Genomic DNA, 16651 nt, shown 5'->3' on the forward strand with positions numbered 1-16651 from the left:
GAGTTGTTAAATATGTTTGCTTTAAAATTTGCATCGTTGTTTATTTTAGCATACTTGATCGGATCATTCCCGACGGGCGTGCTAGTCGGAAAAATCTTTTTCAAAAAAGATATTAGAAAATACGGATCAGGGAATATTGGTACTACTAATACCTTTAGAGTATTAGGACCAACTGCTGGTATTATCGTCTTTTTAGTTGATTTCTTTAAAGGAACACTTGCTACGACATTACCAATGATCTTCCATTTAGGATCACATTATTTTTGCCTATATTTCGGCTTAGCCGCAATTTTAGGCCATGCTTTCTCTATTTTCTTAAAATTTAAAGGAGGCAAGGCAGTTGCTACTTCCGCCGGATTTTTACTTGGCTATAATGTACATTTCTTTCTGATCTGTGCAGTAATCTTCTTCCCTATCTTGTTCATCACAAGTATGGTGTCATTAACTAGCTTAATCTCGGTAGTCTTAATCTTTATTGCTTCATTCTTTTTCCACGATCTTGCCTTAAGCATTATCAGTGGATTACTCGTAGTCTTAATCTACTGGAGTCACAGAAGCAACATTGTTCGAATTGAGCACCATAAAGAGAACACCGTTCCCTTCGGCCTATATTATTGGTATAAGAAAAAACATACCAAATCAAACTAGATTAACAAAATATAAAACCAGCAAGTTTTAACTTGTTGGTTTTTTGTTATGTGATTATTATACATACGCAAACAATAGTTCGCAAGTGCCGTAAACATAATTTAATCAAGATATAACTTAAAGCTTTAATCTAGAATTCTTAATAAATCTGCTTTGCTTATTGCTGCGTTAGATATATTACTATTTCCTAAAATAGCTTGAGCAAGTTCAGCCTTCTTTTGTTGAAGCTTTATTATCCGTTCTTCTATTGTATTTTTAGTCACCATCTTATAAACTTTCACAGAATGTTTTTGTCCTATCCTATGTGCTCGATCAGTAGCTTGGTTTTCCGCTGCAAGATTCCACCAAGGATCATAGTGAATTACAACATCAGCACTTGTTAAATTAATACCTGTACCGCCTGCTTTGAGTGAAATAAGAAATACTCCAGGTTGTTCCATAGTATTGAATTCTCTAATGTATTCTTGTCTTTTTTCTTTAGGAGTCGAGCCAGTAAGCATAAACAAAGGTATCTTAGCCTTTTTAAGTTTACTCTGTAAAATCTCCAACATCGAAGTAAATTGTGAGAATAATAAAATTTTATGACCGTTTTCTAGATTAGTTTTAATTAAATCAACTGTGGTTATAAGTTTATTGGATTTACCATGATAGTTCTCGTATAGAAGACGTGGATCACAACAAATTTCACGCAATTTAATAATTTGTGCAAAAATTTCGAAACGAGATTTCTTAAAATCTGTTTCCTCTTGTCCGTTTAACTGGGCAATTAATTTTTGAGTTTGCAATTGATAAAGTCCTTCTTGCTTTTTGTTCATTTTAACTAAAATTACTTGTTCATCTTTAGCTGGCAAGTCTAATAAAACATTCTTTTTAAGTCGACGTAAAGTGAACGGCATAATCATATTACTTAGTAAGGCTTCTGCATCTTCATCCTTCTTTTTAACAATTGGAATTTCAAACTTTTTCTTAAAATCAAGATAAGAACCTAAAAAGCCTGGCATTAAATAGTCAAAGATACTCCAAAGTTCACTTAATTTATTTTCTATCGGTGTTCCAGTCAAAGCTAGTTTATGATGAGCCTTGATTACCTTAACTGATTTTGCAGTAATAGCCTCATGGTTTTTAATATTTTGGGCTTCATCAATTATTTGCAGGTCAAAGGTTAAATTATCATATGACTCAAGGTCATGATTAAGGGATTGATATGAACTAATGTATAAATCATATTTTGGGGATTCCATTAACATTTTTTCACGTTTGTTCTTATTGCCATCTAAGATACAAACAGAAAGGTGGGGAGCGAATTTCTGTAACTCGGCTTGCCAATTGTAAATAACCGAAGCAGGTGCAACTACTAAGCTAGGTAAGTTAGAGCTTATTTGTTCCTTTCTTGATAAAAGCAAAGCAATAATTTGTAATGTTTTACCTAGCCCCATCTCATCAGCAAGCAATCCACCAAAATTATAATTAACAATTGTACTTAACCAATTGAACCCCTCTTTTTGATACGGACGAAGAACAGTTTGCAAACTGACAGGCAACTTATTCTTCTTTAAGTGATTTTTAGATAAATCAGCAATTAGCTGCTTAAATGCTGAATTACTGGAAAAATGTAATGCATTGGCATCCCTCATTTGTTTAGCAAAGTAAAAGGCACGATAGGCAGGTATCTGCAGTTTACCGTGGATAAAGTCCTTAAAACTGATACCCATATCATGTAAAGTTTGAGCTAACTGTTCAATTGTGGGCTGATTAGTTCTTTGGAGCATTTCATTTTTTAGAATGAAATAATGTTGCTTCTCCTGATATGCTTTTAATGCAGCTTGAATATCTTCCCAACTGAATTTTTGATCGGTTAAATCAATGTTTAGTAACTCATTAGTTAAATTGACACTAACCCCAAATTCCATATTACTTTTTAAACCCCTTAACAGAGATCTAAAATTGGCTGTAATTCGAACTTCGCCAATATGCTTCAGTTTTTTGATTCCGTGGTCCAGAAAATCAGCAACAATATCAGTATTTTCATTTGGCAAAATATATTTGCCTTCTTTAAAATCAACAAAGTATTGATTGATGACTTCTTCTGTCGATCTCTCTAAATCAGATTCTCGCTGATTGTTTGCAGAGTAATTATGATTAAGCTCATATTCTTTCTCACCATATTTGACTCTGGCTGTACAAAGTAAATTACCACCCCGATAATCTAGACTAAATACGAACGTAGCCTCTGGCGGTAATGAAGCCCGTAATTCTTTAGCACCGGTAACAGAAACGTATTTTGATTTTTCAAACCTAGGTAAGATTTGACGAGCAAACTGCTGTACTGTCTTTTTGCTAAAACGAAATTGATCTCCAGGATGAAGTTTTAATTCTTGTAAATATGTCGGTGTAATTCCTTCATACCGAATCCATACACCTTTGTAGTAACCATAGTATTTTTTGCTACCAGTAATTAAAGTACCTGCGGGGAAATCTTCCACGCTTACATCAGCTGCGCCTTTGTCTTCGGTAATCTGAATATTTAAGTCTAATTGATCAGAAGTATAGCCAACCAAATGCGTACCTGAAAAAAGTTTAATTCCACTATAAAGTAATTCATCAACTTCATCAGCAATCGAATTCTCAATTTCAATTGCACCAAAGTCTCTTGAATTACCATAATAAACACTTAAATTGCGAGCATCGATAATCTTTTCAATTAGATTAATCCAACGTTTGCTATCTTTAGACATTTTATTTGGATCAATAGGCTCATTGAAGAACTTACCTAGTTTCACAATTGACTGCTGTCTAATGGCATCAACCAAAGCATTTAAGTCACGAATTTGATATAAATGCTTTTCCTTGCCTAACTTGAACGAAAGTCGCGGTAGACGTCCATAATTATCAATTTGTGCTTGAAGAATAATTTGATCAGTTTTGTTTTGAGTTGTTGGATCAGAATAAAAGTTTAATAATTCAGTAGCTGCCTTGTTAGTGATATCAAAAGGATCTTCTTTAATATATTCCTTGATGAATTTCAATAATGCAAAAATTGTTGCAGCATCTTGATCATCTGTAGGCATATTTGGTTGAAAATCAATTGTTAAAACCTGCCAACGTGTAAACTTAACGGAAATTACAAGCCATGTTCCATCTTCTTTTTCTAGATTCCAAATATATTCATATGCTCGCATCTTATCATCAATATGACGACAATGAATCTCAGAATATTTATTGATTAATTGTAGTGCAAGGTCATATGATTCTTGGGTAAAAGATTGTTTACCAATGATTTTAAAAGGATCTAATGCGGGTTTAGCTTCTGCAATCGCTTGTTTGACGTTTCTTGAAACCAAATCACGTAATTCAATTTGTTGACTATCAAGAGGCATGCTGTGTTTTTCCTGTTTTTGTAATTTTTCTGTTGCAAATAGAGATGCAACTTGGTGTTTGCAACGATGTCCCTTTTTAGCCCAAGGACAATCACATTTTAATTCAGAAGCTCGTCCATTTGGGCGAAGTCGGCCCGAAACATTGTAATAACGACCGATTCCACCTTGAACATGGGCAGCAAAGTGTTCTCCATCATTTCCTAACCGCACGTCCTGAACCATTTGATTTTCATAATAAATTTCTCCTCGGTCCAAGATACGTTGAGGAAATAGCCTTGTCCAATTAGCCAATTTGACTCCTCCTTGATTTTATTAGTTATTGATTAAGATACTACATAATAGTAAATAAAATCTATAAAGAAGGATATAATTGAGTTAAGCAATAGAACGAGGTACGAAACATGTTAGTAAGAAGAATTATTAAAACTACTTTCTTTTGTGGCCTAGGTCTAGTAATTGGTAAAACAATCAGTGAGCAGAAGCATAAAAACGATATTAAAAAAATATTGAGTGCTAATTATATGGATGATCATACTAAAGTTGAACTAATGCAAGATCTGAATGGTATTGAAATTGATCACAAGAGGCAGTTAAAAGAAATAAATTTGAATAAAGTAAAAGACAATCTAAATGTAGCCAAGAATAAATCTTTGTTAGTTGCTAAGAATGTGGCGAAAAAGTTAGTTAAATAATGCAATAGCATCCCCAAATCAACTTAATCGGGGGATGCTATTTTTTCGTTTTTTTCAAGCATTTTGTTATTAACAAATGAGTAGATCCTTTTATAATATGGTTGTAAGTAGTACCGTATTATCACTTTTGCTTATAATTCAATACGATAATGTAAATGAAACACAACTAGATAGGAGTAATAAAATGACTCAGCAATTTGAAAAATTAACTGCTGAAGATTTGGATTGCTATAGAGAATTGTTTTCTGGCATTACCAGAAAATTTCAGCGGTTTTGTTATAGTAACTTCTACATTTTTAATGTTCAAAAGACTATCAAGGTTCTAAAAATTTATCGAGAATGGCTCTTGTCCCAAGAAAATACTAACTTCGGGGAATTATATCAGAAATTTTGGAAACAGTTTGAAATGGATATTACTGCTGTTTCTTTATTGCTTTTACCTAAAGGACATAATAAGGAACAAGAAATTGAACATATTACTCGTTTAATTGAGCAAATCGATGAGTTAGGCACATCTTATATTTTCATTGATGTACAAAGTAATTCTGTAGGTTTTGCAACCAATAATTTTATTTATCCGGCTTCACGGGATAGTTTTAAAAAGGTCTTACAGCGTAGTCAGAAAGAAAAAAATATTGAATACTGTAATTGGATTAAAGCATATTTGGACACTTACCCGGAGCTTTACCCAGATGTTGATAAATTAGTTGCATTTTTTGATGACAATGAAAAAGATCTAGACATTAATTCAAATTTAACTAATTAAACGAAAAATATTAAAAAAAGTGTGTTATATAACCTCTTTTTCTGTTACAATAACAATTCAAAACAACGACATTAGTTGCGTAGTCAACGTCTCCATGGGCTTCATTAACCAAAATCGGCAAAATTGACAAAGCTGGTGTAGCTGCTTGTACGATGAAGGTTTGTCCCATTAGGAATGGCACATTTAGTCTCATAGCTGGTGCGAGTGTTTGAATCAGTAAAAACATGATGACTGGTGCCAGAACAAATCTACCAATTAATGCAAAAACTGTATCCTTGTCAAAATGGATACTCTTAAGACCAGAATCAGCTAAAACAATACCAATATAAATTAGTGATAAAGGCGTAACCAAATTACCCACATAGGTTAGAGTATCGTTTACAAATGTTGGCAGTTTTAGATCAGTTAAAAGCCAAAGAATAGCAACAATAAAACCAACTAATGGCATGGGCAACAGTTTTTTCAAATCAATCTTGTTCTTGCTCTTCTTAGTCACAGTAGGATCATCGTTTTTAATTAAGAATACACCAAATGCCCAAGTTGAAACTGTATTAATTACATAGTAAATCAAGAAGTATGGCATTGCTTTATTACCAAAAAGAGCGATATTCAATGGCATGCCAATAAAAATAGTATTGGCGTTAGCAACTGTATTAATAAAAGTACCACGACGGCCAACTTTAACTTTAATGACCTTGACCATAATAAAGGCTGCAAGATACGAAATAACCACTCCGATAACTGGTACAATCATGTCCTCCAACAAATTCATTAAGCTTGATCGTGTTAAATTATTCTGCACCGAGATAAAGATAGAAGCTGGCAAAGCTATTTGAGTAATCAGCCGAGAAATGTCACCGGAAAATGAATCTGCAAACCAATGCTTTTTTCGCAAAACATATCCGAGTAGCATCATTAAAACAATGACAACAACGCTGGATATGGATGACAGAAATATTGTCAATTTATATCCCCCTCATATAAATAAAAATTAAGTTAATTAAGGCTTTACATATATAATCTATATATGCATAGTATTTATACCATGGATTTCTATTTTTACAAGAGAAAATATTCTTATAGACAAAAAGACTTGGTGTATTTTCATACATCAAGTCTTTTTTTATTTCATTCGCACATTCCAGTAGTAAGCCACATTACCATATGGTGAAAGTTGGAATCCCTTAACTCTTGAGTTAAGAAGATATGAAGCTCCACCTTGATAAAGTGGTACTGCAAACGCATCTTTCTTAATCAACTGATTCTCAGCTGCAATCAAAGCATTTAATCTTTGACTAGGTTTAGTAGCGTAAGTTGAACGAGCTAAATCAATCTGATGCCAGAAGTTCTGATTGTGATAATCTTGTTCTAAGTTAAATAATCCACCAACCGTCAAGAAATCAAGTGGATCCTCATAACTAGGCTGCCAAGTACCATAAACAAAATCATAATTATGATTTGTAGTATTTGAAAGACGTGATTTTATAGGAATTGAACGCACATTAATGTTCAATCCAGGTAAATTCTTCATTAAGTTACTTTGGATAAATTCGCCTACTCGTTTAGCATCATCGATATCTGAAGTAAGTAACTCCAAGGTAATCTTCTTCTTACCCAACTGTTTTTGAGCAATCTTCCATTCCTTTTGCGCATCTTTTACATTATAAGTAACCATGTCACCAGCATCTTTACGATAATCATTACCAGTATTTTTATCTGTAATGAAGTTAGCAGCAACGATACCATTAGAAGGACGACCAGCATGAAGAATAGTATTAACCAGTTGCTTCTTGTTGATAGCCTGACTAATGGCTCTTCTAACATGAACATTACTAGTTGCCCTTCTCTTAAGATTAAAGGTCATATAGCCATTAGTTGGTGTAATGACAGAATGATAATTCTTATTGTTTTGATACTGTTTAACAAAGTCTGAAGAAAGTGGAACATAGTCAAGACTATTGCTTCTGAACAGGTTAACCCCGGTTGAGGTAGTTTGAACAACTTGCACATTTACCTTATCCAAATGAACTATCCTTTTATTCCAGTAGTTCTTATTTTTAACTAAAGTCCATTTCAAGTTTGAACCGGTCCAGCCTTTAACAGTAAATGGACCGTTATAAACTAAACGTTTGCTGTTGGTGCCATACTTACTACCATTTTGTTTAACGACCTTACTATCTTGAGGATAGAATTGAGCACCAACAAGAATTTCAGGCAAATATGGAATTGGGTTAGCTAAAGTCACTTGTAAACGATATTTGCCTAAAGCTTTTATACCTAAACTGCTTGGACTAGCCTTTCCTTTAGTAATTTGATTACCATTTTTTATAATTGTAAAACTATCACTATCCAATGATGAATTCTTAGGATCAACCGTTCTACGCCAACTTGTAACATAATCTTTAGCGGTTACTGGATCTCCATTTGACCATTTAGCATCTTTACGTAAATCAAAAGTATAAACTTTTTGATTCTTTGAAACACTAACCTTTGTTGCACCTGCCAGTTTTGCATGATTTTTCTTATCAAAACGGTAAAGACCTTCCATTGAGTTTTGCAAGACTTCAGAGCTTGTCGTGTCACCATACTTACTGGAGTCTAAAGTCGAGATCTCATTGTTAGCAGCAGTGTTCATAACTTGCTTATTGAATGACGAGGGATTTCCCGAGTTGGAACAAGCTGCTAACGCCCCTGCAGCTGTTATAACTAATAATCCCGTTAGAAACTTCTTTTTAGTCTTCACAACTTTCCCTCCTTAACTTTTATAAAGTAAGTATAGCTAATTAAAAGTAAGAAGTAAAATAATTTTTAGTTCTGAAAATCATAATTAATACTTATTAAAAAGAGTTAATTCATCAATTTGAATTAGCTCTTCTTTATAACATACTATTTTAGATTTTCTTTGAAGAAACTCTCTAATTTATCAAATGGAATCTTATCTACTCGATCGTATAAATCAATATGTTCACAATCCTTAACAATGTATTTTTCTTTAGGTTCCTTGGCCAAATCATAAGCATGTTCAGAGAATGAACGGGAATGAGCTTTATCACCATAAACGAAAAGTATAGGACGTGGGGAAATTTCATTAATATAATTCAAAGCTGAAAATTGCATCATTGCTAAGTTTGAAGTAGTAGTAAAACCGCCGCGAGCATTGTGATGCCAACCGCGAGGGACTGCATAGAAACGATCCCACTCATTAGAAATTGGATCTTTTTTGGGCAAGGCATCAACATTAGGATATGGTTTGGTTGGAAAACTTGGCTTATATTCAGGTAAACCATTAGCAAAATCTGTCCAGCGTTGCTCCGATAATTGATCCTTCATTTTACGCAATTGTTCTTCAGAAGGATGCATCATATCACGAACACCAGTAATATCGTACATTGAGGTTGTAGCAACTGCCTTAATTCTAGTATCAACAGATGCAGCTGAAAGTGAGAAACCACCTGAACCACAAATACCGATGACACCAATTTTATCGCGATCTACGAAAGGTACGCTAACGCCTAAAAAGTCGACACCGGCACTAAAACTTTCTGCAAATAATTCTGGTGAAGAGACATGTCTTGGTTCACCACTAGATTCTCCCATGTATACTTGATCAAAGGTTAAAACAACAAAACCACGAGGTGTCAATTCATTTGCATAAACACAGGGGCCCTGCTCTTTGGTACCACCATAGGGAGCACCAACAACTAAAGCTGGCAGTTCTTCACCACGTTTTAAATCTTTGGGATAATAAAGATCACCAACAATTTTCATTCCGTAACGATTGTTAAAGTGAACATGATCTCGCTTAACACCATCTTTTAAATCAGCAATATAACCGTATGCCATAAATTTTCCTCCTTATTTTCTTTATTTTTCTATACTTTATTATTACTTGATTTAATGATTTAGACCAATATATATTAAGCATAGGATTTCATAACTGTAAGCTATAGAAAAAGAGCTTTGAAAAATCAAAGCTCCATCCTTGCTCAGAAAGATTTAGCAACTGTAGATCTAATTTTAAATATGATAATAATATGATTTGTTAGTTGACTGGAATTAGTAAAAATGAATTGGGATATGCATTTTTTATCTTTTCTCAAAATTGTGTTATATATGAATAAAACTGAACTTCGTCTTATTATTTAATAAGACAGAAGATTAGGCTTGAACTATAATTCAACATGAGGATCAGTTTGCCGAATTAATAATAGAATAAAAGATTGAACATCTTCTGAGCAAGGATATTTTTATCTCCAGATAAAGTTAACTAAAGCTCTGTTCACTTTTGCATTATTATGTAAAGCACTATGCTGACCACCACGTCCACGAATCATTAATTCACGATAAGACTTTGCACGACCATTGATTAAGTATTTCAAAGATCTAGCTGAAGCATTAGTTACGTCACCGTCTGAGTTAGTGCCGTTTTCCAAGTTACCATAGATGTTCAATATTCTTGTTTCGCGTGGGAATGTCTTTCTTAAACTAAGTAAGGCGCGATATTCAGGTTGCATACGACTTGGTTTCCCAGTTTTAGAATTGATCTTAGTCACATTTGGTTCATCATCTTCACCAACGATGCCGTCATAGTGGCCAGCCATTGACACCCAGTGATTAATTCTTGGGAAATCTTTTTGATTGTGAAAACGACGCAAATAATTTGTAAATTCTAAGTTACCCATTGAATGAGAAACTACATTGATTGAACGATAACCATACTTCTTATTTACAACATTGATTGCGTTTCTAACATATCGTGCACCAGTGGTGTAGTACGCGTTTGTGTATGAACCTTTAGCATTTGTTAATTTATTGTCTGCAAAATTAACTTCAATCAAAGGATTTTTAGCTCTTTTACTGATCTTTCCTAATAATTTTGCATGACCATTTTTACTAACATTCACACGAACCACGGTATTGGATACACCAGCCTGTCTGATTGCTGCTGTCATCTTTTCTTCAGCGTGATAGCTACTGCCCCAACCATGGAAGAAAAATGTTGGGGTAACTTTGTTATTTACTTTAACTTTTTCAATAGTTTGGACTTTATTTTGTTGGTAGTTTTGCAAGCTAAAATAACCACCTACCGCTATAATCACGACTAAAATAAGTCCTAACCACCAATAAAATTTTCTTTTCATAGAATCCTTCTTTTATATTTCTTATTTTAATTTATTAACAAAATTGTCCATATATTTAATTGCTTGATTACGATCATCACCAGCAAAATCATGTCCAGCATTAGGCAAAACCTTGAATTGGGCGTACTTAAAGTTATGAGCAGCCTGACGAGAATAATGGATCGGAACAATATCATCTTGTTGACCGTGAACTATTAACACTGGACCACTGAATTTAGTAGCGGCTTGAGTGATATCCATGTTAAACAAGTGCTTAAAATAAATTTTGCCAAGTGAAAAGTCAAATAAATCAACTTCTTTAGGTACATCATTATAAGATTTATACTGTCTTTGAGCATTTGCAGTGATTGAAAAGGCTGGATACATTAAAACCAATGCATCGATGTTTTTGGAATGCCTTGAAGCAGTCAAAGCGCTCACTGCTCCACCTTGACTGGCCCCAACTAGAAGAATATGGTTTCTAATGACATCTTGCCTATTGCTGACCGCCTTAATTACTGCTAGCAAATCTCTTTCTTCAGTAAAAATAGACATTTGTGTCGATTTACGACCAATGCTTTGTCCACCTATAGATCCGCCAGGAAAATCATATGTAAAAGTGAAATATCCTTTATGAGCCAAATTTTTAGCATATGGTTCCATTTGTTCATAATTGCCACCCAATCCATGAGATAAAATAGCAACTTTCATTTTTCCTTTATAATTCTTGGGCATGTGAATGTGACCATAAATAGTTTCCCGACCATTTTTAATATGCCAAGTTTTGGTATAAATCTGATAATGATTTTGCACTTTCTTATTTATTCTTACTGAACTGCTGGTCTTTTTGGCTGAAGACGTTTCAGCTTGATTGGCACAAGCGATAGTTGAAAAACTAGTAGCTGCAATCACTGTGCAGGCAAATAATTTCTTACTTTTCATATTAACTGCTCCAGGCTCTACTATTTAGCTTGATTAATTCTAACTTCAATGTTATTACCCATATTCTTTATTACGTTTGCATAATTTTTAGACGTAAACTTACCAATTATATGGATGCCATCATAGTAACTTTCGGTTCCATAATAAAAAACAATTCTTTGATCTGGTGACCAATAACCAATCACACCTTTAGTACCTTCATGCCCACGTGGCATCCCTTTTGTTGGTAATGAATGATGCAAATCAGCAATTTTTTCTGGGAAGCCGGACATAAAGTCTCGGAATGACATAGTCTTTGGTAATTCCTTGGCGAACGCTTTAGCCGCAGACGAATTATTTAATTCAGCATGAAGAGTTTGACCATTAATTGTAATTTTTAGCTTGGTCGTTTGTTTGACGGACTTAGTCTTTTTATGTTTTCTTACTTTTTTTGTCTTCTTAGTATGTTTGACAACCTTTTTGGCTGAAACTTGCGTAGTTGGAGTTGCATTATTGTTTGAGCAAGCAGTAGTAAAACCAATTGCTGCCAAAGTTGCAATTACAGCTGGAATAAAATGTTTTTTCATAGTTATGTCCCCTTTCATTGATTAATTAAATTCTAGTGGGGATCACTTACTATGTTAAATACTTATTTTATTAGGTACTCTATAACTAAAAATTATGGCTTTCATTTTAATAGCCTTAAATATTTACTAGGCACACAATCACAAAGCCAAACTTCATCATTACCAATATAAAAGTCTATGCCATCTTTATGAGCCTTTTCGGCATTAACTAGCAAAATAGCGGGATGATGGTCTCTTCTTTTGCCCACTGATTCCGCCATCGCAATGTCTGTAGAAAGATGCACATATTGCCGTCCCATTGGTAATAAGCCTTCTCTTTCAATACTTGTCAAAAATCGGTGTGCAGTGCCATGATAGAGGACCTTTGGTGGAATAGCCTTTTTTCGTTTTATAATTCCGGGAAGTGAGTGCCCGTATAGAGCACAGATTTTGCCATTTTTGATTTCAAAACGTTCCTTATCGCTGTTATGCATAATTTCACGAATTTTCATTTCTGTTAATTTTGGCTGAAAATGGTGTATTCTGTTCATTGCATTTAGAAACTCTTGTAAGTCAACAAAACCATATTCATCTAGTTTAAGTCCATATTTGCCTGGATTGTGACGGAGACAATATGACATCTTTTTACTAATAAAAACATCACTACGATGATCTGATATATCTTGCATTTTTACTTCGCCTAACTTTTTTCTATTATTCTCTCTTTAATTATAAACTTTGCTTTGCTATACTAACTTTGTAAATTAAATATCTATCTCCCACCGGGGAGAAAACTAAAAAGAGTAATTACATACTTCATTAGGTCTTTGAAGAAGTATGTCAATTACTCTTTTCTTTTTGGAGGTTAAAAATATGACTTGGATCTACTTAATATTAGCAGGATTATGTGAAGTTTGGTGGGCAACTACAATGAAGTTAAGCAATGGTTTTCATAATGTCTTCTGGTCAATCATCACAGTTATCGGTATGATTGCTAGTTTCTGGGGACTCATTGTTGCTTCTAAGCATCTACCAATTGGAATTGCCTATCCTGTTTGGACCGGTATCGGTGCAGTTGGTTCAGTAATCATTAGTGTTATTCTCTTTCATAACCAAATGAACTGGGTTACCTGGGTCTTTGTAATTTTACTGATTATCTCTATTATTGGCATTAAAATTAGTGCCAGATAAAAAAACAATTGCTTCAACTATAGACGAAGCAATTGCTTTCTTTGGTATGATTTACTTCAAATTTTCTTTAAAGAAGCTTTCAAATTTATCGAATGGGATCTTGTCCATTTGGTCATAAAGATCTACGTGTGTGGCATTTGGAACAATAACTAGTTCTTTAGGATCAGTCAAACGTTCATAAGCTTCCTCTGCCATATAACGAGAGTGAGCTTTTTCACCGGTAACAATTAATTTGGGTGCACGAATCTTTTCAATTCTTTGTTGCAGTGGGAAATTGTAGTAACCCCAAGGACTGGTTGCATCCCACATATTAGTATTAGAGTTCATTGCACGTGGGTGGTAAGCGCGACCAACATAGTAATTATAGAAATCAGTTGTAACTGGGTCGGCATCAGCAGGTAGCTTATCTGGAAACAAAGTATTTGCTCTAACAGGATTACCGTTTTCATCAAATGGCAATTCGTGGAAGCCTTTGACTTGATGCCCCTTGTCTACTTCTTCCCAACGCATTTGAGCTAAGTAATCTTTTTCTTTTTCACGTTCTTCTTCGGTCTTAGAATTGTTAAGACCATTCCACATTGATTCAGACATATCATACATAACTGAAGTGGCTACTGCCTTAATACGAACATCAATTGCAGCCGCAGTTAACACATGTGAGCCTAAACCACAAATACCGATAGCACCAATTCTTTCCCGGTCTACAAACTTTTGCTTGCCTAAAAAGTCGACAGCGGCTGAATAATCTTCAACAAATATATCAGGTGAAGCAACATCACGGCGATTACCGGAACTTTCACCAGTCATTGATTGATCAAATGCAACTGTTACAAAGCCACGTTCAGCCAAAGTTTGTGCATATAGACCACTAGCCTGTTCCTTAACGGCACCAAAAGGCCCTGAAATAGCAATTGCAGCATATTTTTTACTATCTTTAAAATTTTTAGGTAAGTACAAGTGACCAGCTAAAATGAACCCATATCTGTTTTCAAACCTAACGTTTTGAACATCAATTTCTGGATTTATTTTAAATACACGTGTATCGTTTACTAATTTACTCATTATTTTCCTTTCTAAACCGCTTGTCCCATTGGACGAATAATCATTTCATTGACATCTGTGTCAGATGGAGTATCAATTGCATAGGCAACAGCTTTAGCAATCTGGTTAGGATTAAGTCCAATCTTCTCCTCTGTTTCAATTTCTGCTTGACGTGCTTTAGGATCGTTAATTGAATTATAAAGTTCCGTATGAACTGAACCAGGACAAATTAAAGTAGTTTTAATTCCGTTAGTTCTTTCCTCTTTGCGCAATCCTTCTAGAATGGCACGAACAGCATATTTTGAAGCACTATAAACTGTCCACTTAGGAACAACCACTCTGCTATTAACTGAACCGGTTGCCAAAATATGACCATGCTGTTGTTTAACCATTATTGGTAAAACTGCTGCAATGCCATTAAGAACACCCATTACATTAACATCTAAAGTTTTTTGCCACTCTTGGCGCTGTCCTTTAATTAACGCATTTACAGGCATGACACCAGCATTATTGTACATGGCATCAATGTGACCATATTTATCTATTGTAAAATCTACCACAGCTTGAACATCTTCAAAATTAGTTACATCAGCTTTAATAGTACTAATGCAAGCTTCAGGTAATGAATCTTTGATTTCATCTAATCTTTCTTTTCTTCTTGCGGCAATAACCAGCTTAGCTCCTTTTTTTGCTAATAATTCTGTTGTTGCTTTACCAATACCACTTGAGGCACCAGTAATGATTATAACTTTATCTTTAAGCGACAAGTTCTATCTCTCCTTTCTCATTTATCTCTAGATTCATTAATAACTATAATAGGCACGGCTCTTTATGTGAAATACTTAATAACTGTTGTAGAATATAGGAAAAAACTATGCTAGGAGGAAAAATGGAATTACGTGTTCTTCGTTATTATCTTGCCGTTTGCCAAGAAAAGAATATTACTAAGGCGGCAGAGTCATTACATATTGCTCAACCCTCGCTTTCAACTCAAATTAAAGATCTTGAAAAAGAACTTGGCGTTACTTTGTTTGAACGTGGTCATCGACAGATCAAATTAACCCAAGAAGGCTATTTTTTACGTGATCGTGCACAGGATTTAATTGCTATGGCGGACCAGACTGAACAAATTATTCAAAGTTCTAATTTAATTTCAGGTACTTTACGCCTAGGTGCTGGTGAGGCTTCTGCTATGCTAAGAATTATGAAAGTAATCAGTCAAATTGCTAAGGATCAACCAAATACCGACTTTCAATTTATTGATGGCAACGCCGATGATGTTGAATCTATGGTAAATGCTGGTACTCTCGATTTTGGCGTAATTATGGGAGATCGCCCGTTAGAGAATTTTGAAAGTCTGATTTTACCAGAAAGAAATGAATTCGTTGCAGTATTGAACAATAATCATCCTTTATCCAATCAAAAGAAACTAATGCCACAAGATCTAGTTAACTTTCCAATCATCATCTCTAGTCAAACTTTAGTTACAGATAAGTTTAGGAATTGGTGGGGAAACTTGTATGATCAAGTAAAAATCTTGGCCCAGAATAACTTGGCTTATAATGCCTCTATCTTAGCAAGTGAAAGTAATGCAGTACAGATCACCTATGACTACTTAGTCAATGAAAAATTATTTAATTTAACCTCACGTCCACTTTCTCCTAAAGTTACGGATCCTAATATTGTAATTTGGAAAAAGAATGTTCATCGCTCAAATTTAGCCAATCTTTTCTTACAAAAACTACGTGAATCTTTGAATAATTAAAAAAAGTGTCTGAGCAATTATCTCTCAAACACCAAAAGATATTATAAATTCAATTCATAAGCTACTCGATATGGATCAATTGGATCATCATTCTTGATAGTTCCTCGTTCAGTAAACCCAGAATCTTCGACCAAATGTTGAACTATCTCATTTGTCCTAAAAGTATCAACTCGATAATTTCTTACTCCTTGATCGTAATGCATAGAAATTAGACTACTTAACAAATAACTAGCTAGATGCATCCCCCGATATTCATTGCTAATAGCAACACGATGAATTGCCACATAAGGATCGAGATCATTTTTCCACCTTCCATCGATTTGATGATAGTTAGGATCTGGTCCTGAAGTAACAGCAGTGTAGCCAGCAATATTCTGATTAACAATTAAGACCCACGCTTCTCCATTTTCAATATCTGAAGAGATTGTTGCTGAATCAGGATAACCACTTTGCCATTGTGGGTTCCCATCTTCTTTTAAAAACCTCTTGGCTTCATCAATAATTGGCATGATTTCATCAAGATCATTCTTAGCGGCTTGGCGAATATAAACTAGTGACATGGTG

The 16651-nt window shown here is 34.4% G+C and carries 16 protein-coding genes; 5 read left to right on the forward strand and 11 right to left on the reverse strand.

The window, feature by feature from the left end:
* Window positions 1-12 precede the first annotated feature (12 nt).
* Entirely contained in the window at window positions 13-648 is a 636-nt protein-coding gene (plsY, locus tag FC57_RS04625) for a glycerol-3-phosphate 1-O-acyltransferase PlsY (protein WP_007125760.1), read from the forward strand.
* A 125-nt stretch (window positions 649-773) separates the two neighbouring features.
* Here the strand turns inward: plsY and FC57_RS04630 are convergent, their stop codons facing one another.
* Window positions 774-4316, reverse strand: a complete 3543-nt coding sequence (locus tag FC57_RS04630) for an SNF2-related protein (protein WP_007125759.1) — start codon at window positions 4314-4316, stop codon at window positions 774-776.
* 110 nt (window positions 4317-4426) lie between these two features.
* Here FC57_RS04630 and FC57_RS04635 point away from each other — a divergent pair, with 110 nt between their 5' ends.
* Complete coding sequence (locus tag FC57_RS04635; protein ID WP_007125758.1) at window positions 4427-4717, forward strand: hypothetical protein; 291 nt, start codon at window positions 4427-4429, stop codon at window positions 4715-4717.
* A 184-nt stretch (window positions 4718-4901) separates the two neighbouring features.
* Window positions 4902-5483 carry a hypothetical protein gene (locus FC57_RS11225; protein WP_236253588.1) on the forward strand — a complete coding sequence of 194 codons (582 nt, stop codon included), beginning with the start codon at window positions 4902-4904 and terminating at the stop codon, window positions 5481-5483.
* A gap of 10 nt (window positions 5484-5493) precedes the next feature.
* Here FC57_RS11225 and FC57_RS04650 read toward each other — a convergent pair whose 3' ends face one another.
* The 7 genes from FC57_RS04650 to FC57_RS04680 all read right to left on the reverse strand — a co-directional run bounded on the left by FC57_RS04650 (window position 5494) and on the right by FC57_RS04680 (window position 12779).
* Entirely contained in the window at window positions 5494-6447 is a 954-nt protein-coding gene (locus FC57_RS04650; protein WP_052536197.1) for an AEC family transporter, read from the reverse strand.
* A 159-nt stretch (window positions 6448-6606) separates the two neighbouring features.
* Entirely contained in the window at window positions 6607-8187 is a 1581-nt protein-coding gene (locus tag FC57_RS04655; protein WP_148449542.1) for a peptide ABC transporter substrate-binding protein, read from the reverse strand.
* A 182-nt stretch (window positions 8188-8369) separates the two neighbouring features.
* Window positions 8370-9326, reverse strand: a complete 957-nt coding sequence (locus FC57_RS04660) for an alpha/beta hydrolase (protein WP_007125754.1) — start codon at window positions 9324-9326, stop codon at window positions 8370-8372.
* Between the two features lie 404 nt (window positions 9327-9730).
* Entirely contained in the window at window positions 9731-10624 is an 894-nt protein-coding gene (locus FC57_RS04665; RefSeq protein WP_007125753.1) for an alpha/beta hydrolase, read from the reverse strand.
* Between the two features lie 21 nt (window positions 10625-10645).
* Complete coding sequence (locus tag FC57_RS04670) at window positions 10646-11545, reverse strand: alpha/beta hydrolase family protein (protein WP_007125752.1); 900 nt, start codon at window positions 11543-11545, stop codon at window positions 10646-10648.
* Between the two features lie 20 nt (window positions 11546-11565).
* Window positions 11566-12111 carry a cyclophilin-like fold protein gene (locus FC57_RS04675; RefSeq protein ID WP_052536196.1) on the reverse strand — a complete coding sequence of 182 codons (546 nt, stop codon included), beginning with the start codon at window positions 12109-12111 and terminating at the stop codon, window positions 11566-11568.
* Window positions 12112-12212: 101 nt separating this feature from the next.
* Window positions 12213-12779, reverse strand: a complete 567-nt coding sequence (locus tag FC57_RS04680; protein ID WP_007125750.1) for an RNA 2'-phosphotransferase — start codon at window positions 12777-12779, stop codon at window positions 12213-12215.
* A gap of 184 nt (window positions 12780-12963) precedes the next feature.
* Here FC57_RS04680 and FC57_RS04685 point away from each other — a divergent pair, with 184 nt between their 5' ends.
* Window positions 12964-13281: a DMT family transporter gene (locus FC57_RS04685; RefSeq protein ID WP_040529411.1), complete on the forward strand. Its 318-nt coding sequence runs from the start codon at window positions 12964-12966 to the stop codon at window positions 13279-13281.
* 51 nt (window positions 13282-13332) lie between these two features.
* Here FC57_RS04685 and FC57_RS04690 read toward each other — a convergent pair whose 3' ends face one another.
* Window positions 13333-14343 (reverse strand): alpha/beta hydrolase, encoded by a 1011-nt coding sequence (locus FC57_RS04690; RefSeq protein ID WP_007125748.1) that lies wholly within the window; start codon window positions 14341-14343, stop codon window positions 13333-13335.
* A gap of 11 nt (window positions 14344-14354) precedes the next feature.
* Window positions 14355-15089 carry an SDR family oxidoreductase gene (locus tag FC57_RS04695; protein WP_007125747.1) on the reverse strand — a complete coding sequence of 245 codons (735 nt, stop codon included), beginning with the start codon at window positions 15087-15089 and terminating at the stop codon, window positions 14355-14357.
* Window positions 15090-15211: 122 nt separating this feature from the next.
* On the opposite strand from FC57_RS04695, the gene FC57_RS04700 reads away from it, so the two are divergent.
* Window positions 15212-16087, forward strand: coding sequence for a LysR family transcriptional regulator (locus FC57_RS04700; protein WP_040529410.1), 876 nt, complete (start codon window positions 15212-15214; stop codon window positions 16085-16087).
* A 41-nt stretch (window positions 16088-16128) separates the two neighbouring features.
* On the opposite strand, the gene FC57_RS04705 is transcribed toward FC57_RS04700, so the two are convergent.
* Entirely contained in the window at window positions 16129-16647 is a 519-nt protein-coding gene (locus tag FC57_RS04705) for a GNAT family N-acetyltransferase (protein ID WP_007125745.1), read from the reverse strand.
* Window positions 16648-16651: the final 4 nt, after the last annotated feature.

The sequence above is a fragment of the Lactobacillus ultunensis DSM 16047 genome (assembly GCF_001436305.1).
In the GTDB taxonomy this organism is placed as follows: Bacteria; Bacillota; Bacilli; order Lactobacillales; family Lactobacillaceae; genus Lactobacillus; species Lactobacillus ultunensis.

Coding starts and splice junctions, on each gene's coding strand:
- plsY (WP_007125760.1), top strand. CDS start 13: ATGTTTGCTTTAAAATTTGCATCGTTGTTTATTTTAGCATACTTGATC.
- FC57_RS04635 (WP_007125758.1), top strand. CDS start 4,427: ATGTTAGTAAGAAGAATTATTAAAACTACTTTCTTTTGTGGCCTAGGT.
- FC57_RS11225 (WP_236253588.1), top strand. CDS start 4,902: ATGACTCAGCAATTTGAAAAATTAACTGCTGAAGATTTGGATTGCTAT.
- FC57_RS04660 (WP_007125754.1), bottom strand. CDS start 9,326: ATGGCATACGGTTATATTGCTGATTTAAAAGATGGTGTTAAGCGAGAT.
- FC57_RS04665 (WP_007125753.1), bottom strand. CDS start 10,624: ATGAAAAGAAAATTTTATTGGTGGTTAGGACTTATTTTAGTCGTGATT.
- FC57_RS04670 (WP_007125752.1), bottom strand. CDS start 11,545: ATGAAAAGTAAGAAATTATTTGCCTGCACAGTGATTGCAGCTACTAGT.
- FC57_RS04675 (WP_052536196.1), bottom strand. CDS start 12,111: ATGAAAAAACATTTTATTCCAGCTGTAATTGCAACTTTGGCAGCAATT.
- FC57_RS04680 (WP_007125750.1), bottom strand. CDS start 12,779: ATGCAAGATATATCAGATCATCGTAGTGATGTTTTTATTAGTAAAAAG.
- FC57_RS04685 (WP_040529411.1), top strand. CDS start 12,964: ATGACTTGGATCTACTTAATATTAGCAGGATTATGTGAAGTTTGGTGG.
- FC57_RS04690 (WP_007125748.1), bottom strand. CDS start 14,343: ATGAGTAAATTAGTAAACGATACACGTGTATTTAAAATAAATCCAGAA.
- FC57_RS04700 (WP_040529410.1), top strand. CDS start 15,212: ATGGAATTACGTGTTCTTCGTTATTATCTTGCCGTTTGCCAAGAAAAG.
- FC57_RS04705 (WP_007125745.1), bottom strand. CDS start 16,647: ATGTCACTAGTTTATATTCGCCAAGCCGCTAAGAATGATCTTGATGAA.